This window comes from Mesorhizobium sp. M2E.F.Ca.ET.209.01.1.1 (genome assembly GCF_004010375.2).
Taxonomy (GTDB): Bacteria; Pseudomonadota; Alphaproteobacteria; order Rhizobiales; family Rhizobiaceae; genus Mesorhizobium.
On the sequence record NZ_SADP02000013.1, the window covers coordinates 112,817 to 130,642 of the forward strand.

Sequence of the window (17,826 nt, forward strand, 5' to 3'; positions counted from 1 at the left end):
TGCCGGCAATGCCTTATGCTCTGAGCACGCCACCCGTCTGCTTGCTGACGTTCTCGACGATGCGCTTGGCCAGCGCCTCGAAATCCTCGTCGGTCAGGGTTTTTTCGACCGGCTGGATCGAGACCTCGATGGCGATCGACTTCTTGGCTTCGCCAAGTGAGGCGCCCTCGAAAACGTCGAACACCGAAACGCCGGTGACCAGCTTCTTGTCGGCGGCAAGTGCTGCCCGCACCAGGGTGCCGGCCTCGACCGTCTTGTCGACGACGAAGGCGAAGTCGCGCTTCACCGCCTGGAAGGGCGAGAGTTCCAGCTTCGGCTTGGTGCGCGTCGGCTTGGCCTTCGGCTCCGGCACGGCGTCGACGAACACCTCGAAGCCGCAGAGCGGACCTGAAGCGTCCAGCCCGTCCAGCGTCTTCGGATGGAATTCGCCGAAAGTGCCGAGCACGGTCTTGGGGCCGAGCTTGATCGTGCCGGATCGTCCCGGGTGATACCAGGTCGGGCCGCCCGGCTCGATCTGCAGTCGGTCGACCGGCGCGCCACAGGCTTCCAGTGCCGCGATCGCGTCCGCCTTGGCGTCGAACACGCCGACCGGCCCGGCATTGCCGGCCCAGCTGCGGCCCGAACCTTCGAGCTTCGCCGTGCCGCGCCTGACGCCGGCGGCAACGCGCCGCTGCTGGTCGGCCGCATCCCCCTCATAGGTGCCCGACACTTCGAAAAGCGCCACGTCGCCGATGCCCTTGTCGGCATTGCGCTGCGCGGCCGCGATCAGCCCGGGCAATAGCGAGGGCCGCATGTCGGACATGTCGGCGGCGATCGGGTTGGCGAGCTTCAGCGCCTTCTGGCCGCCGCCGAACAGCTCGGCGTGCTTTGCCGGGATGAAAGACCACGTGGCGGCCTCCATCATGCCGCGCACGGCGAGCGCCCGCTTGGCCGCGCGGGTGCGCACCTGCAGCGTGGTCAGGATCTTGCCGTTGACGGCGTCATGCGAGGTGAGCGGCTGCGGCGCGATGTTGTCGACGCCGTGGATGCGCATCACCTCCTCGACCAGGTCGGCCTTGCCGTCGATGTCCGGCCGCCAGGACGGCACCTTCACCTTGACGACGTCGCCCGAGCCCTGCGGCTCGAAGCCGAGGCGGGTCAGGATACCGAGGGCTTCCTCCCTCGGCACCTCGATGCCGGTCAGCCGCTTCACTTCCGACAGCGGGAAGGTGACGACTTTCGCCTTGTGGCCGGCATAGCCCGCCACCTCCATCTCGCTCGGCGTGCCGCCGCAGAAATCGAGCACCAGCTTGGTCGCAAGCTCCACGCCCGGCACCATGAATTCCGGATCGACGCCGCGCTCGAAGCGATAGCGCGCATCGGTGATGATGCCGAGCGCGCGGCCGGTGCGGGCCGTGGTGATCGGGTCCCAGAGCGCCGATTCGATCAGCACGTCGGTGGTGTTCTCGTCGCAGCCCGAGTGCTCGCCGCCCATGATGCCGGCGATCGATTCGACGCCATTGTCGTCGGCGATCACGCACATTTCCGGCGTCAGCGTGTATTCGCGGCCGTCAAGCGCCAGCACCTTTTCGCCGTCCCTGGCGCGCCGCACCACGAGGTTGCCGGCGACCTTCTTCGCGTCGAACACATGCAGCGGCCGGCCGCGGTCGAAGGTGACGAAGTTGGTGATGTCGACCAGCGCGCTGATCGGGCGAAGCCCGATGGCGATCAGCCGCTGCTGCAGCCATTTCGGCGACGGGCCGTTCTTGACGCCCTTGACCAGCCTGAGCGCGAAGCCCTGGCAAAGCTCCGGCGCCTCGATCGTGACCTTGACCGGGCACAGGCCTTCGCCGGCATGCGGCATGATCGCGCCGCCGGTGAGGCGGCCGAGCCCGCTCGCCGCGAGATCGCGCGCGATGCCGTAGACGCTGGTCGCGTCCGGCCGGTTCGGCGTCAAATTGATCTCGATGACCGGATCGTCGAGATGCGCGTAAGCCGCGAAGCTGGTGCCGACCGGCGCGTCCTCGGGCAAATCGATGATGCCGTTATGCTCATCGGAGATTTGAAGCTCGCGCTCGGAGCACATCATGCCATGGCTCTCGACGCCGCGGATCTTGCCGACCGAGAGCGTCACGTCGATGCCCGGAACATAGGTGCCGGGCGCCGCGAAGGCGCCGATCAGGCCGGCGCGGGCGTTCGGCGCCCCGCACACAACCTGCACCGGCGGCTTGCCGTTGCCGGTGTCGACGGTAAGCACGCGCAGCCGGTCCGCGTCGGGGTGCTGCACCGCCGTCAGCACCTTGGCGATGACGAAGGGCTTCAGGCCGGCCTTGTCGTCGACATGTTCGACTTCGAGGCCGATCGCGGTCAGCCGCTCGACGATCTCGGCAAGCGAGGCGTCAGTCTCGAGATGGTCCTTGAGCCAGGAGAGGGTGAATTTCATGGTGCTGTTCCGTTTGGTCCTTGCCCTTCGGGCCCTTGTTGATTGGGTCGGGGCACGCTGGTCTTCAGATGCCTGGGCAAATCGTCCGGCATGTGCAGGAAGGGCAGTTGCTCGCGCACATAGGCATGCAGCGTCGGCTTGAAATAGGCCGGCATGTCCATGGCGCCGAGCATGAAATAGATCTTGTTGTCGAGCCGCCGGTCGACATAGGCGATCGGCGAGCCGCAGATGCCGCAGAAGGAGCGCTCCACCGGGCCGTTGCGGTAGCTTTTCAGCGACTTGCCTTCGAGCGCGACCTGATCGGCCAGGAAGCCGACAAAGGCCGACACCGGCGCCCCGCTGGCGCGCCGGCAATCGCCGCAATGGCAATAGCTGATGTGGTGCGGCTCGGCCGAGGCCTCGAACCGCACCGCGCCGCAACGGCAGCCGCCGGTGTGTGGTGCCGTCATGCAGACAGCCCCCCGAACAACGTCGGCAGGTCGAGCGGCCGGAACCCGTAGTGGCTGAGCCAGCGCACGTCGGCGTCGAAGAAGGCGCGCAGGTCCGGCATGCCGTATTTCAGCATGGCGATGCGGTCGATGCCCATGCCCCAGGCAAAGCCCTGATACTCGTCGGGATCTAGCCCGCCGGCGCGCAGCACGTTCGGATGCACCATGCCGCAGCCCAGGATCTCCATCCAGTCGGAGCCTTCGCCGAAGCGCACTTCGCCCGGACGCGAGCGGTCGCACTGGATGTCGACCTCGAGGCTGGGCTCGGTGAACGGGAAGAAGGACGGACGGAAGCGCATCTTGACCGACGGCACCTCGAAGAAGGCCTTGCAGAACTCCTCCAGCACCCACTTCATGTTGGCGACATTGGCCGTCTTGTCGACCACCAGCCCCTCGACCTGATGGAACATCGGCGAGTGCGTGGCGTCCGAATCCTGCCGGTAGGTCTTGCCGGGGATGACGATGCGGATCGGCGGCTTCTGCCGCTCCATGGTGCGGATCTGCACGGGCGAGGTATGAGTGCGCAACAGCTTGCGCTCGCCCTTCTCGTCCGGCTGGAAGAAGAAGGTGTCGTGCATCTCGCGCGCCGGATGTCCTTCCGGGAAATTCAGCGCCGTGAAATTGTAATAGTCGGTCTCGATATCCGGCCCTTCGGCGATCGCGAAGCCGAGATCGCCGAAGATCGCCGCGATCTCGTCGATCACCTGGCTGATCGGATGGATGCGGCCGCGCTCGGCCGGCGACTGGCGCACAGGGAGCGTGACATCGACCTTCTCGGCGGCGAGCCGGGCGGCGATCGCCACATCCTTCAGCTCCGCCTTGCGCTGGGCGAGCGCCTCGGTGACGCGGTTCTTCAAACCGTTGATCGCCGGGCCCTTCACCTGCCGCTCCTCGGCGCTCATCGCGCCCAGCGTCTTCAGCATTTCGGAGACCGAGCCCTTCTTGCCCAGCGCCGAGACGCGCACCGCCTCGATTGCGGCCTCATCCGAGGCCGCCGCGATCTCGGCAAGCAACGAAGCTTCCAGGGCTTCAAGATTTCCAGCGGTGGCGTTCACGGCGAAATTCTTTCTATTCGGTGGCTGGCGCCAGCGCGTCACGATTTTGGTTACGCGGGTGCCATTTTGGTTACATCGGGGGCCAAAAAAGAACCCGCGCCAGCCGTGCCAGCGCGGGTTCCCCAAATCAGTACTAGAAATGCTTGGGAAGCGCTGGCTTAGGCGACAGCGCTCTCAAAAGCATTCGGCGTGGTGTTCTTCAGATATTCGAGCGCGACCTTGGCCTTGGCCACCAGCGCGGCGAAAGCCTGCGGCTCGTGGATGGCCATGTCCGAAAGGATCTTGCGGTCGATCTCGATGCCGGCCTTGTTGAGGCCGTCGATGAAGCGGCCATAGGTCAGGCCGTGCTCATGCACCGCCGCGTTGATGCGCTGGATCCACAGCGCGCGGAACGAGCGCTTGCGGTTCTTGCGGTCGCGGTAGGCGTACTGCAGCGACTTCTCAACCGCCTGCTTGGCGATGCGGATGGTGTTCTTGCGGCGGCCGTAGAAACCCTTGGCGGCTTTCAGGACCTTCTTGTGCTTGGCGTGGGCGGTAACGCCTCTCTTTACGCGTGCCATGTCATGATCTCCTTAAAACGTTGTCCAAGCCGAGGGATTAGAGGCCGTTCGGCAGAAAATTCTTGATGACCTTCTTGCCGTCCGGTTCAGCCAGAACCATCGTGCCGCGGGCATCGCGAATGAACTTGTTGGAACGCTTGATCATGCCGTGGCGCTTGCCGGCGGCAGCCGACAGCACCTTGCCGGTGGCAGTAATCTTGAACCGCTTCTTGGCGGCCGATTTGGTCTTCATCTTGGGCATTTTGCTACTCCGTATTGGTGGCGCACCATCGCGCTTCTTTTCTCGCTTCGGGCCGACCAAAGCCCGAAAAGCAAATGAAACCGCCACGGCATGCCCTGCCGGGCGGTTTTCTTGGAACGGCGGTCCTATAGATCAAAGACGGCCCGGGTGCAACACCTCAACCGATGCGACGCGGTGTCCCGCTGGGTAGGGTGGTTGAGATTCAGGTCAGGCCGAGTCGAGAATGGTGGTTTCCGAGAACCGGAGCGGAGCGTACTTAAAGTACGTGAGCACCGGAAGCGCAAGAAGCCGCCGTTCGCAGGCCGGCCTCACCTGAATATCAGCCACCCTACGGCAGTGTGAACCACACCGGCAGCACTCCAGTTTGCTGCGCGCCGTCGATCAGCTCGAAGGCCGGCAGCGCCACCAGGAACACCAGGCCGTCGAGCAGCGTGTTCAACAGCAGGCGCGGCCTGAAGCTGCCGGTGTCGCCCTCCTGATAGAGCGAAAGGTTCGGGAAGAAGCGCGGCACCTTGGCAAGATAGGCCGAATAAGGGGCGCCAAGAACTTCCTTCAGATAGCGCTCCTCGCGCAGGATGACGATGTGGAACGCGCCGGCGCACAGCAGCGCAAAGAGAATGATGCCTGAAAACGAGCCGATCTGCGCGCCGACGCCGGCGGCGGCCACCGTCGAGAACAGATAGAGCGGGTTGCGGGTGATCGAATAGGGCCCGCCGGTGACCACTTCGGAGGATTTGCGCCCGCCGATATAGAGCGTCGACCACAGCCGCCCGACTATGCCGAGGAAGATCAGAAGCACGCCGAACATCTCGATCGACTCGTGTACCGGCGTGTTCGGCGGAAAAGTCGACTGGCCGAACAGAAGCGCGGCAAACAGCACCACGATCAGAACGGCCAGCACGAGGCGGCGCATATGCTGATAGCCACCGAGACCCGGCGTTCGCCGGGCAGGCTTGGACTTCACTTCATCGGCCATGAGGAAAAACCCGATCGTTTGCTCGCGATCGCAAAGCGATCGTTCGAGTAGCAGGCGACCGGGGACAGAAAACAGGCGTCCCGCCGATCGTCGGGACGCCACTGCACCATGATTTTGGCGGGATTTAGCGCGGCGCCAGAACCATCATCATCTGGCGGCCTTCGAGCTTCGGCTCCGCCTCGACCTTGGCGATCGTCGACACTTCCTCGCGCACCTTGTTCAGAAGCTGCATGCCGAGCTCCATATGCGCCATCTCGCGGCCGCGGAAGCGCAGCGTCAGCTTGACCTTGTCGCCTTCCTCGAAGAAGCGCCGTACGGCCTTCATCTTGGTCTCGTAGTCATGGCTGTCGATGTTCGGGCGCATCTTGATCTCCTTGATCTCGATGACCTTCTGGTTCTTGCGCGCTTCGGCCGCCTTCTTCTGGTTGGCGTATTTCAGCTTGCCGAGATCGAGGATCTTGACGACCGGCGGCACCGCGTTGGGCGATATCTCGACGAGATCGAGCCCGGCCTCTTCGGCCAGCAGCAGCGCGTCGTTGATGGAAACATCGCCGCGGTTCTGGCCGTCGGCATCGATAAGCTGGACCCGGGGCACCCGGATGTCTCGGTTGGAGCGCGGCCCGTCCTTGGTGGGTGCCGCTGCTTTGAAAGGTCTGCGAATGGTCGTGGTCTCCTCGGCCGTTTCGTTCAGGGTTCAGTAAATTCGAATTGCTGGACGCGCGTATGTGGGGAGCGCGGGGCGTGAGTCAATAGCACAGCCCGGTTGGAAAATCACCTGTCCGCTTGCCTTTACCTGCACCAAGCAAAGAAACGCCGCGAGCACTTTTCGTTGAACCACCGCCTGTGTCAAAAGACCGGCGGAAAGGACAAGCCCATGGCCGCCAGCGTTCCGGTTTTCATCGATGTGGACGGGTCGAGCATCGCCGTCAGGCAGGCGCCCGGCGCGGCGCCCGGCGTGGTGTGGCTCGGCGGCTACAAGTCCGACATGCTGGGCACGAAGGCCGAGGCCCTCGCGGCCTGGACCGGGAGCGAAGGCTTTGCCTATCTGCGCCACGACTATTCCGGCCACGGCGAGTCGGGCGGCGAATTCGCCGACGGCACGATCTCCAGATGGCTGGCCGAGAGCCTTGCCGTTTTTCGCCGGTTCAGCCAGGGCAAGCAGATCCTGGTCGGCTCCTCGATGGGGGCGTGGATCGCGCTGCGCATGGTGCAGGAATTGCGCCGGGCGGGCGACGACCGCGTGGCCGGTCTCGTGCTGCTTGCGCCGGCGCCTGACTTCACGATCGAGTTGATCGAACCGGTGCTGACCAAGGCACAGAAGCGCGATCTTTCGAAAAAGGGATTTTTCGCCGAGCCGTCCGACTATTCGGACGAGCCTTACATCTACACCCGAGCGCTGATCGAGGACGGCCGCGCCAACCGGGTCATGACCGGACCGATCGACACGCACTGTCCGGTGCACATATTGCAGGGCCTTGCCGATCCGGACGTGCCGTCCAGCCATGCGCTGAAGCTCGCATCGATGCTTCCCGCCGACGATGTGACGCTGTCGCTGATCCCCGACGGCGACCATCGCCTGTCCCGTCCCGAGGATCTCGACATGCTGAAGCGCGCCGTCGCCGACATGGTCAGGCGGGCCGCCTGACCATGCGCATCTCCATCCCGATATCCGCCTTCGTCGCCGCGATCGTCGGCTTTGGCGGCACGCTGGCCCTCGTCATCGCCGCCGCCAAGGCGGTCGGCGCCACCCAGATCGAGACCGCGAGCGGCGTGACGGCGATCTGCCTGGCCATGACGATCGAATGCCTGTGGCTGTCCTGGCGCACGAAGATGCCGGTCATCACCGCCTGGTCGACGCCGGGTCTCGCGCTGATCGCGGCCTCCAGCGGTTTCACGATGCCGCAAGCCGTGGGCGCCTTCATGGTCACCGGTGTCCTTCTGGTCGCCACCGGCCTGTTCAAGCCGCTGACCCGGCTGATCGCGCAGATCCCGGCCTCGGTCGCGTCCGGCATGCTGGCCGGCATCCTGGTCAGCTTCGCCGTCAACGCGGTGAAGACCATTCCCGCCGATCCCTGGCTCATCCTGCCGCTGATCGCCGCCTTCTTCGTCATCCGCCTGTTCAATCCGGCTCTATCGGTGCTGGTGGTGCTGATCGGCGGCGGGCTTGCCGCTTTCCTCATCGGCCGCGTCGGCAGCCTGCCGGTGCCGGAACTGTCGACATTGACGTTCATTGCGCCGCAATTCACCGTTTCGGCGATCATCGGCCTTGCCCTGCCGCTCTATCTGGTAACCATGGCCTCGCAGAACCTTTCCGGCCTCGCGGTGCTGCGCGCCGCGGGCTACCACCCCGAACCCGGCCCGCTGATCGGCGTCACCGGTCTGTTCTCGCTGCTCTCGGCGCCGTTCGGCGCCGCGACCACCAATCTCGCTGCGATCTCCGCCGCAATCTGCACCGGCCCCGACGTCCATCCAGATCCGGCCGAGCGATGGAAGACCGGGCCGTTCTACGCGCTCGCCTATCTCATCTTCGCCATCTTCGGCGCCTCGCTCGTGGCGATCTTCGCCGTCCTGCCGCAAAGCCTGATCGTGCTGGTCGCGGGGCTTGCCTTGACGGCGCCCCTGGCCAACGCGCTGTCGATAGCCCTTCATGACGCTGGCGACCGCATGCCGGCCACCGTCACCTTCGCCGTGACGGCTTCGGGGCTCACGCTTTTCGGCGTCGGCGCGGCATTTTGGGGGCTGGTTGCCGGAATGGCAGTGCTTTTCCTGGAAAAACTCAAAAAGCGATAATCATTTCAGATGCTTCGCCGGTTTTAGCCGGACTTGCCTTGAATCGCCGATTCCGCCTTCCCATTTCGATTCCACGCAGCCGGTTTGGCTGTCTCCAATGGAAGGATTGGGAGAAATGAATACGACTGCATTGATCCGTCCGGCCTGGACGCCGGCCACCATCGCGCTGATGGTCATCGGCTTCATGGTATTCTGGCCGCTCGGCTTCGCCATGCTCGCCTACATCATCTGGGGCGACCGGCTGGAAGGCTTCAAGCGTGACGTCAACCGCGCGACCGACGGCATCTTCGCCGGCTGTCGCCGCGGCTCCGACAAGGCGGCCCGCTGGGGCCACGGCTCGGCCCGCACCGGCAACGTCGCCTTCGACGACTGGCGCGAGAAGGAACTGGAGCGCCTGGCCGAAGAGCGCCGCAAGCTCGACGAGATGTTGACCGAGTTCGACGACTACGCCCGCGAGTTGCGCCGCGCCAAGGACCAGGAAGAGTTCGACCGCTTCATGGCCAACCGCAGCAAGCATACCGCGCCGACCACCACCGAGTCGGCCGATAAGCCCGCTTCCAAGCGCGGCAAGGGCACGAACCTGCTCGACGACTGAAGCCGCGCGACAGGCTCCGGTACGATATGCGGCGTCGCGTCTTGCGGCGCCGTTTCTTTTTTGTTCTCTATGGTGCACCCCGCCACTGGTTGTTTTTTTCGAATCGCGTATCGTCCAGCCATGACCCTCGGCTTCTTTCGCAATCTGACCAAGCCAAAGCCCACGCCTGTCGTGGAGCGCGAACATTGCGTCGCCGGGCGCACGCTGCCGCTCAAAATCGTCGAAAGCGCCAGGGCCAGGCGGCTCACTTTGCGCATCGATTCCGGCGGCCAAGGCCTGCGCGTCACCGTGCCGCCCGGCCTGCGCCGCGGCGAGGTGGAGAAATTCCTCGACCGCCACCAGGATTGGCTGGAGCAGCGGCTGGCCAAGGTGCCGACCCGCCCGCAAGTGCGGCCCGGCATAAAAATCCCGATCCGCGGCGTGCCGCATCGCATCGTGCATGAACCGTCGAAGCGCGGCACCGTCACCATCCTGCGCGACGATCGCGGCCCGCTGTTGGTCGTCCATGGCGAGCGCATCCATCTGCCGCGCCGCATCGCCGATTACCTCAAGCGCGAGGCCAAGAAGGAGATCGAGAGGCTGGTGGTCAAGCACACCGAGGCGATCGGCAAGCGCGCCAAGGCGATAAGGTACAAGGATACCTCCAGCCGCTGGGGGTCATGCACCTCGGAGGGCAATCTCTCCTTCTCCTGGCGCATCATGATGGCGCCGCCGGCGGTGATAAACTATCTGGTGGCGCATGAGGTGGCGCATCTCAAGGAGATGAACCACGGCCCGAAATTTTGGAAGCTGTGCGAGAAGCTCTGCCCCGACACCGACCGCTGCAAGGACTGGCTGAAGCGGAATGGCGGGGCGCTGCAGGCTATTGTGTTTGAGTAGGGCAGCTGATGGCGCAATGCGAAGTACGCTGCCACTGCTAGCGCAAACGCCGGAGATTAGCCGAGCCATCTCAGCGTCGTCATCCTAGGGCGAAGTGAGGAGCGGAGCGACGAGCGCAGACCCTAGGATCCATGCCGCGACGTGCGAGCGCCGCAGCGGTTCAGAAGTCGCTTTGCATTGACGGTAGGCGCCTCGGAACGGCATTTTACTCTCAACCGCGGCACTCTTCGGCCGATGTAACGGCATGGATCCTAGGGTCTACGCGCCGCTTCGCGTCGCTCCGCCCTAGGATGACGAAGTTACGGTTGGCACCCTATGAACCTTCAATCATCGTTCGCCGCGTTCAATTCCTCCGGCCGCAACCCTTCCTCGATATGCGGCCAGGGCAGAAAATCCCGGTCGAAGGCATCGCTGCCGAAATACTCCAGAGCCCGGTGCGCCTCGGCGCCGTTGAAGGCGGCCTTGTCCATCAGATGCGCGATCACCTCGCGCGCCTGGGCGATCTTCTGCCTGAGTTCGGCAACGGTCCGGTCGGCCATGATTGTCCTGCTCCCGCCTGTGGTCCCGTTATGAAGGTAGCGTTTTCCGCCGCGCCGGCAACAGCATGCTTTTTCTCGACTCTTTTCCCGTTTCGTGCCAAGCCCGCGCAATGACGCTCGACATCAAGATCTGCGGATTGAAGACCGACGCCGCGATTGCTGCCGCCCTTGCCGGCGGTGCCAGCCATGTCGGCTTTATTTTCTTCGCCAAGAGCCCGCGCTATGTCGAGCCGGCCGAGGCTGGGCGCCTGCGCGAAGCGGCGCGCGGCAAGGCCTTGGCGGTCGCCGTCACGGTCGACGCCGACGATGCCTTTCTCGACGAGATCGTCGCCAAGATGCAGCCGGACATGCTGCAGCTGCACGGTTCGGAAACGCCCGAGCGCGTGGCCGAGCTCAAGGCCCGCTATGGCCTGCCGGTCATGAAGGTGTTTTCCGTCAGCGAGGCAGCCGATATCGAGCGGATAAAGCCGTTCGTTGGTATCGCCGATCGTTTCATGTTCGACGCAAAGCCGCCGAAGGGATCGCAACTGCCGGGCGGCAACGGCGTCGCCTTCGACTGGCGCGTCCTTGCCGGCCTTGACGCCGGGCTCGATTACATGCTTTCCGGTGGGCTCAACGCCGCCAATATCGGCGATGCCTTGAGACTGGCCAACCCTCCCGGAATAGACGTTTCGTCCGGCGTGGAAAGCGCTCCGGGCGTCAAGGATCCGGCGCTGATCGAGCAGTTTTTCCGGGCCGTCAGGGCCGCGCGCGACGACCGCGCCGCCTGAGGCACATTCACATTAGGAGAGCGGCGATGAACAAGCCGGCTATGCCCAATTCCTTCCGCACCGGACCCGACGAGCAGGGCATGTTCGGCATTTTCGGCGGCCGTTTCGTTGCCGAAACGCTGATGCCGCTGATCCTCGATCTCGAGGAGCAGTGGAACAAGGCCAAGAACGATCCGGAATTCAAGGCCGAGCTGCAGAACCTGTCGACCCACTATGCCGGACGGCCGTCGAAGCTTTATTTCGCCGAGGGCCTGACGAAGCATCTCGGCGGCGCCAAGGTCTATTTCAAGCGCGAGGACCTCAACCACACCGGCTCGCACAAGATCAACAACTGCCTCGGCCAGATCCTGCTCGCCAAGCGCATGGGCAAGAAGCGCATCATCGCCGAGACGGGCGCTGGCCAGCATGGCGTCGCTTCGGCCACCGTCGCGGCGCGTTTCGGCTATCCTTGTGTCGTCTACATGGGCGCCACCGACGTCGCCCGCCAGAGCCCCAACGTCTTCCGCATGAAGCTGCTGGGCGCCGAGGTGCGGCCGGTCACTGCCGGCCACGGCACGCTGAAGGACGCCATGAACGAGGCCCTGCGTGATTGGGTCACCAATGTCGAGGACACCTATTACCTGATCGGCACCGCCGCAGGCCCGCATCCCTATCCGGAGCTGGTGCGCGACTTCCAGTCGGTGATCGGCTCGGAGGCCCGCGCCCAGATGCTGGAGCAGGAAGGCCGGCTGCCGGACGTCATCATCGCTGCCGTCGGCGGCGGCTCCAACGCCATCGGCCTCTTCCATCCCTTCCTCGACGACAAGGATGTCCGCATCATCGGCATCGAGGCCGGCGGGCGCGGCCTCGATGGCGTCGAGCATTGCGCGTCGATGAATGCCGGCAAGCCCGGCGTGCTGCACGGCAACCGCACCTATCTGTTGCAGAACGCCGACGGCCAGATACTCGACGGCCATTCGATCTCGGCCGGCCTCGACTATCCGGGCGTCGGTCCGGAGCACTCCTGGCTGCGCGATTCCGGCCGCGTCCAGTATGAGCCGATCCTCGACGACGAGGCGCTGGAGGCCTTCCAGCTCACCACCCGGGTCGAAGGCATCATCCCGGCGCTGGAATCGGCGCATGCCATTGCGCACGCGATGAAGATCGTGCCGAAGATGGACAAGGACCAGCTCGTCATCGTCAATCTGTCCGGCCGCGGCGACAAGGACGTGCATACGGTGGCCAACATGCTGGGCATGGAGATCTGACAATGACCACCCGCATCGACCGCCGCATGGCGAAGCTCAAATCCGAGGGCCGTCCGGCCCTGGTCACCTACATCATGGGTGGCGACCCCGATTATGACACTTCGCTGTCGATCATGAAGGCGCTGCCCGCCTCCGGCAGCGACGTCATCGAGCTCGGCATGCCTTTCTCCGACCCGATGGCCGACGGTCCGGCCATCCAGGCGGCGGGTCTTCGGGCGCTGAAGGGCGGCCAGACCCTGGCCAGGACGCTGAAGATGGCGTCCGAGTTCCGCGCCGGCGACGACGAGACGCCGATCGTGCTGATGGGCTATTACAATCCGATCTACATCTACGGCGTCGATCGCTTCCTCGCCGACGCCAAGGCAAGCGGCATCGACGGCCTGATCGTCGTCGACCTGCCGCCGGAAATGGATGAAGAGCTCTGCATTCCGGCGCTGAAGGCCGGCGTCAACTTCATCCGCCTGGCCACGCCGACCACCGACGACAAGCGCCTGCCCAAGGTTCTGGAGAACACCTCCGGCTTCGTCTATTACGTCTCGATGACCGGCATCACCGGCTCGGCGCTTGCCGACACGGCCAAGGTCTCGGCGGCGGTCACCCGCATCAAGGGCCACACCGCGTTGCCGGTCTGCGTCGGCTTCGGCGTCAAGACGGCCGAGCAGGCGCGCGTCATCGGCGCCTCGGCCGACGGCGTCGTCGTCGGCACGGCGATCGTCAACGCGGTCGCCAATGTGCTGGGGCCAAAGGGCGAGAAAACAGCCGATCCGGCCGAAGCCGTGGCCACTCTGGTCAGCGGCCTTGCCCAGGGCGTCCGCTCGGCTCGCCTTGCTGCCGCCGAATAGTTTTCCTACCTCTTCCTCGTAGGGACAGGAGCCGAAGCGATGAACTGGATCACGAACTACGTTCGCCCGAAGATCAATTCGATGCTCGGCCGGCGCACTGACATGCCGGAAAACCTCTGGATTAAGGATCCCGAGACCGGCGAGATGATCTTCCACAAGGACCTCGAGTCCAACCAGTTCGTCATCCCGGCCTCCGGGCATCACATGAAGATCTCGGCCAAGGAGCGGCTGAAATACTTCTTCGACGACGGCAAATACGAGGTGCTGGAAAATCCCAAGGTCGTCCAGGACCCGCTGAAGTTCCGCGACGAGAAGCGCTACACCGACCGTCTGAAAGAGGCCAAGACGAAGACCGGTCTGGAAGACGCTATCCTCAACGCGCTCGGCACCATCGAAGGCCTTCCGGTGGTGGTCACCGTGCAGGATTTCGCCTTCATGGGCGGCTCGCTCGGCATGGCCGCGGGCGAGGCCATCGTCCACGCCTTCGAGGTCGCGCTGCAGCGCAGGCGGCCGCTGATCCTGTTCGCCGCCTCCGGCGGCGCCCGCATGCAGGAAGGCATCTTGTCGCTGATGCAATTGCCGCGCACCACGGTCGGCGTCGATCGGCTGAAGGAAGCAGGCCTGCCCTATATCGTCGTGCTGACCAACCCCACCACGGGCGGTGTCACGGCTTCCTACGCCATGCTGGGCGACGTCCACATTGCCGAGCCCGGCGCCCTGATCGGCTTTGCCGGCCCGCGCGTCATCGAGCAGACCATTCGCGAAAAACTGCCCGACGGCTTCCAGCGCGCCGAATATCTGATGGAGCACGGCATGGTCGACATGGTCGTTTCGCGGCTCGAGATGCGCCAGACCATTTCCCGGCTCTTGAAGATGCTGCTCAAGGTGCCGCAAGCCGAGAAGCCGCTGGAGCCGGAAATCCTGCCGCCGGCGGTGGTCAACGCCGAGGCGCGGCCACAAGCCTGACGGGATATCGGCCCGACGCGACATCGTTCGCCGCGAACCGCGATTTGCGCCGTCCATTGTCTGCTGTAGCCTCTGATTTGCGCATGGCGGTTCCGAAACCGATTCCCGGTTTCGGAAGCATGCGCTAGGGTTCCACCATGACAACGCTCTCCGCCGAACGCGAAATCGAACATCTGATGACGCTGCATCCGAAAGGCTTCGACCTTTCGCTGGATCGCGTCACCCGGCTTCTCGAACGCCTCGGCAACCCGCAGGACCGGCTGCCGCCGGTCATCCACATCGCCGGCACCAATGGCAAGGGCTCCTGCGCCGCCTTCTCGCGCGCGCTGCTGGAGGCGGCCGGCCATCTCGTCCACGTCCACACGTCGCCGCATCTGGTGAACTGGCATGAGCGCTACCGGCTGGCGGCCGAAGGCGGCGGCAAGCTCGTCGAAGACGACATTTTCGCCGAGGCCATCGCCCGCGTCGCCGAGGCCAATCAAGGCCAGAAGATCACCGTCTTCGAGATTCTCACCGCCGTCACCTTCATCCTGTTTTCGGAGCATCCGGCGGAGGCGGCGATCGTCGAGGTCGGCCTCGGCGGCCGTTTCGACGCCACCAATGTCGTCAAGCGGCCGGCGGTTTCGGTGATCATGCCGATCTCGATGGACCACGAAGCCTATCTCGGCGACCGCGTCGAGCTGATCGCCGCCGAGAAGGCGGGCATCATGAAGCGCGGCTGCCCGGTGGTGATCGGCGCCCAGGAAAGCGACACCGCGCTTCAGGTGCTGATCGAGACGGCCGAGCGGCTGGATTGCCCGACCGTGATCTATGGCCAGGATTTCCTCGCTTTCGAGGAGAACGGCCGCATGGTCTACCAGGACGAGGACGGGTTGATGGACCTGCCTTTGCCGCGTCTGCCCGGGCGCCATCAATACGCCAACGCCGCCGCGGCGATCGCCGCCGTCAAGGCGGCCGGCTTCGAGATCGGCCATCGCGCCGCCGAGCGGGCGATGACCCATGTCGCCTGGCCGGCACGCATGCAGAAGCTGACGCAGGGCAAGCTGGTGGAGCTTGCGCCGAAAGGGTCCGACATCTGGCTGGACGGCGGCCACAATCCCGGCGCCGGCATCGTCATCGCCGAGGCGCTGGCCGAGCAGGAGGAGAAGAATCCGAGGCCGCTGGTGCTGATTTCCGGCATGATCAACACCAAGGACCAGACCGGCTATTTCAGCGCCTTCAAGGGTCTCGCCCGCCATGTTTACACCGTCCCGGTGACCAACAGCGATGCCGGCGTGCCGAACGACGAGCTGGCGTTGCGGGCCGAAGAAGCGGGCCTGTCGGCCGAGCCCGTCAGCTCCGTCGCCAGCGCGCTGATGCTGTTGCGCGACTCCTGGGACGGCCCGGCGCCGCGGATTCTCATCGGCGGCTCGCTCTATTTCGCTGGCGCCGTGCTGGCCGAAAACGGCACGCCGCCGACCTAAGGTCAGGTCGAGACAGCGCTGCGGATTTCGGCGGGGGCCGAAAGGAACCGGCCATGATCAAAGTGAAGCAGCTCGCCCATGTCTGCATCTTCGCGCATGACCTGGAGGCGACGCGCTCCTTCTACCGCGACGTGCTTGGCATGGACACAAGATTCAATTTCCTGCGCGACGGCAGGATTTTCGGCTTCTATCTCGACTGCGGCGGCCGCAGCCATGTCGAGGTCTTTGAAAAGCACGAGGCCAGCTACAGCGACCGCAACCAGATCAACCACTTCTGCCTGGAGGTCGAAGATATCGAGGCTGCGATCGCCCATATCCGATCGAAAGGCTTCGAGGTAACGCCGAAGAAGCTCGCCTGCGACGACACGTACCAAGCCTGGATTACCGATCCCAACGGCGTGAGGATCGAGCTCTTCGAATATACCGCCAAAAGCGCGCAGTTCGCCGGCGGCGATCGCGTCGCCGACTGGTGATCAAGGGGCAGCTCAGAAATCCCACGGTGAGATTAAATCAAGGCCAGCGGCGCTGAAGTCGCTCAGATTGCGTGTTGCCAGCCGACCGCCGTTGACGCGAGCGATTGCTGCAATCATGCCGTCGGGAGCCGACATGCCTCGGCCCTGGCGCTTGGCGGCTCCCATGATCTCGCCGTAAACCAGGGCAGCCTCTTCCGTCAGGCCAAAAATACGGTCGGCAAAGCGATGGCGCCACTGGGAAAGCCCTTGCTCTAGGCGGTTGGCGCGCTCGTCAGGCCGTATCTTTTGGATGCCGAAGGCGATTTCACCAATCGCCACAGTGGGAAGGGCAAGCTCCGCATCGTTCCGTACAAGCCAGGCCAAAACGGCTGCGTCGGGTGCCTTCTTGAGTGTCTCCGACATCACATTGGTATCCACGAAGATCAAAGTTCTGGCCCCGTGTGAACCTTGCGGTCTTCGCGGATGATTTTCTCCAGATCGATGTCGGTGCCATTCGCTGCCGCCAAGCGAGCGTAGAAGGTGGAGGCGGGTTCGCGTCCAGCTTCCCGAACCTCATAGGATTCAAGTGCGCGTTCGACCACATCGGCTATGGAGCGATTTTCTCGACGAGCAAGTCGGTGAGCAAGGTCCCGCGCCTTTGCGCTACGGACTGAGAGCTGAGGTTCGGCCATTTGAAACTCCGTATGACGGGAATATAGGCCAATTGATCTTAGCCATCAAGATGGCAGGTGATGGCTAGCCAACTCGCCTACTTCAGCTCGATCTCGATAAAGGCGTACTCGCCGTCATTGGCGTTGACGACGTCATGCTCGACGCCTTCCCTGCGGAAATAGGGCGCACCTTTCTTCATTTCGGCGAAGGACTCGCCGTCCTTGGTCACCAGCTTCACCTTGCCGTCCATCAGCGGCACGACGACATAGTCGTGGCCATGGCGGTGCCAGCCGGTGTTGGCGCCAGGCGCGAAGCGGTACTCGGTGACGATCACGCGCTCATTGTCGACATGGACTGTGGCCTTGGCTGTTCCGGTCATGGCGTTCTCCTTTCCTTGTAGAAGAGGAGATGGCGGGCGCGAACGTCAGGGCCAGGGCGCCATGAGCGATGGCGCCAAAGAAAAGCCCGGCGCGATGGCCGGGCTTGTTCCTTGAATATCCGAATTGGCTCAGGCGATGGCGCCGTTGATCCAGTGCGACAGCGCCGTCTTCGGCGCGGCGCCCACTTTCATGTCGGCCACTTCGCCGCCCTTGAAGATCATCAGCGTCGGGATCGAGCGCACCCCAAACTGCGCGGCAAGCTCGGGATTCTCATCGATGTTGAGCTTGGCGATCTTCACCTTGGAGCCGAGCTCCTTGGCGATCTCTTCCAGCGACGGGCCGATCATCTTGCACGGGCCGCACCACTCGGCCCAGAAATCCACCACGACCGGCTCCTTGGCGTTGAGCACATCGGCCTGGAAATTACCATTGTCGACCTTGACGGTGGCCATGCTGAAATCCTTTCGAAAACTCGGGTTGCACCAAATG

Annotated in this window: 22 protein-coding genes; 10 read left to right on the forward strand and 12 right to left on the reverse strand. The window is 64.1% G+C overall.

Translation table 11 applies throughout. From position 1 onward, the window contains the following. Positions 1 to 13: 13 nt before the first annotated feature. From pheT to infC, 7 genes are all read right to left on the reverse strand, one after another. On the reverse strand, positions 14 to 2,422 hold the full coding sequence (pheT, locus tag EN852_RS22975; RefSeq protein ID WP_127877258.1) for a phenylalanine--tRNA ligase subunit beta: 2,409 nt from the start codon (positions 2,420 to 2,422) through the stop codon (positions 14 to 16). Beyond that, the gene (locus EN852_RS22980) at positions 2,419 to 2,871 is read right to left on the reverse strand and encodes a GFA family protein (RefSeq protein ID WP_112128988.1); all 453 of its coding nucleotides are present in this window, start codon (positions 2,869 to 2,871) and stop codon (positions 2,419 to 2,421) included. Before EN852_RS22980 ends, pheT begins: the two co-directional genes overlap by 4 nt. Continuing rightward, positions 2,868 to 3,965: a phenylalanine--tRNA ligase subunit alpha gene (pheS, locus tag EN852_RS22985; RefSeq protein WP_127877260.1), complete on the reverse strand. Its 1,098-nt coding sequence runs from the start codon at positions 3,963 to 3,965 to the stop codon at positions 2,868 to 2,870. Before pheS ends, EN852_RS22980 begins: the two co-directional genes overlap by 4 nt. A 158-nt stretch (positions 3,966 to 4,123) precedes the next feature. Then, a complete protein-coding gene (rplT, locus tag EN852_RS22990; RefSeq protein WP_071100686.1) occupies positions 4,124 to 4,525 on the reverse strand; it encodes a 50S ribosomal protein L20 in 402 nt (133 codons plus the stop codon). Between the two features lie 37 nt (positions 4,526 to 4,562). Further along, positions 4,563 to 4,766: a 50S ribosomal protein L35 gene (gene rpmI / locus EN852_RS22995; protein WP_027166935.1), complete on the reverse strand. Its 204-nt coding sequence runs from the start codon at positions 4,764 to 4,766 to the stop codon at positions 4,563 to 4,565. Positions 4,767 to 5,094: 328 nt separating this feature from the next. Further along, on the reverse strand, positions 5,095 to 5,742 hold the full coding sequence (locus EN852_RS23000) for an isoprenylcysteine carboxylmethyltransferase family protein (RefSeq protein ID WP_127877262.1): 648 nt from the start codon (positions 5,740 to 5,742) through the stop codon (positions 5,095 to 5,097). Between the two features lie 124 nt (positions 5,743 to 5,866). Beyond that, positions 5,867 to 6,403 (reverse strand): translation initiation factor IF-3, encoded by a 537-nt coding sequence (infC, locus tag EN852_RS23005; RefSeq protein WP_112128992.1) that lies wholly within the window; start codon positions 6,401 to 6,403, stop codon positions 5,867 to 5,869. 213 nt (positions 6,404 to 6,616) lie between these two features. On the opposite strand from infC, the gene EN852_RS23010 reads away from it, so the two are divergent. From EN852_RS23010 to EN852_RS23025, 4 genes are all read left to right on the forward strand, one after another. Further along, positions 6,617 to 7,387 (forward strand): alpha/beta hydrolase, encoded by a 771-nt coding sequence (locus EN852_RS23010; protein ID WP_127877264.1) that lies wholly within the window; start codon positions 6,617 to 6,619, stop codon positions 7,385 to 7,387. A gap of 2 nt (positions 7,388 to 7,389) precedes the next feature. After that, a complete protein-coding gene (locus EN852_RS23015) occupies positions 7,390 to 8,532 on the forward strand; it encodes a benzoate/H(+) symporter BenE family transporter (protein ID WP_127877266.1) in 1,143 nt (380 codons plus the stop codon). A gap of 115 nt (positions 8,533 to 8,647) precedes the next feature. Beyond that, a complete protein-coding gene (locus tag EN852_RS23020; RefSeq protein ID WP_127877268.1) occupies positions 8,648 to 9,127 on the forward strand; it encodes a DUF2852 domain-containing protein in 480 nt (159 codons plus the stop codon). Between the two features lie 120 nt (positions 9,128 to 9,247). Then, on the forward strand, positions 9,248 to 10,006 hold the full coding sequence (locus tag EN852_RS23025; protein ID WP_127866328.1) for a M48 family metallopeptidase: 759 nt from the start codon (positions 9,248 to 9,250) through the stop codon (positions 10,004 to 10,006). 323 nt (positions 10,007 to 10,329) lie between these two features. On the opposite strand, the gene EN852_RS23030 is transcribed toward EN852_RS23025, so the two are convergent. Continuing rightward, positions 10,330 to 10,545 carry a hypothetical protein gene (locus EN852_RS23030; protein ID WP_112128996.1) on the reverse strand — a complete coding sequence of 72 codons (216 nt, stop codon included), beginning with the start codon at positions 10,543 to 10,545 and terminating at the stop codon, positions 10,330 to 10,332. Between the two features lie 110 nt (positions 10,546 to 10,655). Here EN852_RS23030 and EN852_RS23035 point away from each other — a divergent pair, with 110 nt between their 5' ends. The 6 genes from EN852_RS23035 to EN852_RS23060 all read left to right on the forward strand — a co-directional run bounded on the left by EN852_RS23035 (position 10,656) and on the right by EN852_RS23060 (position 16,306). After that, entirely contained in the window at positions 10,656 to 11,315 is a 660-nt protein-coding gene (locus EN852_RS23035) for a phosphoribosylanthranilate isomerase (protein WP_127877270.1), read from the forward strand. A 26-nt stretch (positions 11,316 to 11,341) separates the two neighbouring features. Continuing rightward, entirely contained in the window at positions 11,342 to 12,562 is a 1,221-nt protein-coding gene (gene trpB, locus EN852_RS23040; protein ID WP_127866330.1) for a tryptophan synthase subunit beta, read from the forward strand. Positions 12,563 to 12,564: 2 nt separating this feature from the next. Continuing rightward, the gene (gene trpA, locus EN852_RS23045) at positions 12,565 to 13,404 is read left to right on the forward strand and encodes a tryptophan synthase subunit alpha (RefSeq protein WP_127877272.1); all 840 of its coding nucleotides are present in this window, start codon (positions 12,565 to 12,567) and stop codon (positions 13,402 to 13,404) included. A 39-nt stretch (positions 13,405 to 13,443) separates the two neighbouring features. After that, positions 13,444 to 14,370, forward strand: a complete 927-nt coding sequence (accD, locus tag EN852_RS23050) for an acetyl-CoA carboxylase, carboxyltransferase subunit beta (RefSeq protein ID WP_112129000.1) — start codon at positions 13,444 to 13,446, stop codon at positions 14,368 to 14,370. A gap of 137 nt (positions 14,371 to 14,507) precedes the next feature. Beyond that, positions 14,508 to 15,833, forward strand: a complete 1,326-nt coding sequence (locus EN852_RS23055; protein ID WP_127877274.1) for a folylpolyglutamate synthase/dihydrofolate synthase family protein — start codon at positions 14,508 to 14,510, stop codon at positions 15,831 to 15,833. A gap of 53 nt (positions 15,834 to 15,886) precedes the next feature. Continuing rightward, entirely contained in the window at positions 15,887 to 16,306 is a 420-nt protein-coding gene (locus EN852_RS23060; RefSeq protein ID WP_127866334.1) for a VOC family protein, read from the forward strand. Positions 16,307 to 16,318: 12 nt separating this feature from the next. Here EN852_RS23060 and EN852_RS23065 read toward each other — a convergent pair whose 3' ends face one another. The 4 genes from EN852_RS23065 to trxA all read right to left on the reverse strand — a co-directional run bounded on the left by EN852_RS23065 (position 16,319) and on the right by trxA (position 17,789). Continuing rightward, positions 16,319 to 16,732 (reverse strand): type II toxin-antitoxin system VapC family toxin, encoded by a 414-nt coding sequence (locus EN852_RS23065; RefSeq protein ID WP_127306389.1) that lies wholly within the window; start codon positions 16,730 to 16,732, stop codon positions 16,319 to 16,321. Then, positions 16,729 to 16,977, reverse strand: a complete 249-nt coding sequence (locus EN852_RS23070; RefSeq protein ID WP_127306390.1) for a plasmid stabilization protein — start codon at positions 16,975 to 16,977, stop codon at positions 16,729 to 16,731. The genes EN852_RS23065 and EN852_RS23070 overlap by 4 nt, the downstream gene beginning before the upstream one ends. 77 nt (positions 16,978 to 17,054) lie before the next feature. Beyond that, positions 17,055 to 17,336: a cupin domain-containing protein gene (locus EN852_RS23075; protein WP_071031874.1), complete on the reverse strand. Its 282-nt coding sequence runs from the start codon at positions 17,334 to 17,336 to the stop codon at positions 17,055 to 17,057. Positions 17,337 to 17,465: 129 nt separating this feature from the next. Next, positions 17,466 to 17,789, reverse strand: a complete 324-nt coding sequence (gene trxA, locus EN852_RS23080) for a thioredoxin (protein WP_112129004.1) — start codon at positions 17,787 to 17,789, stop codon at positions 17,466 to 17,468. Positions 17,790 to 17,826 lie beyond the last annotated feature (37 nt).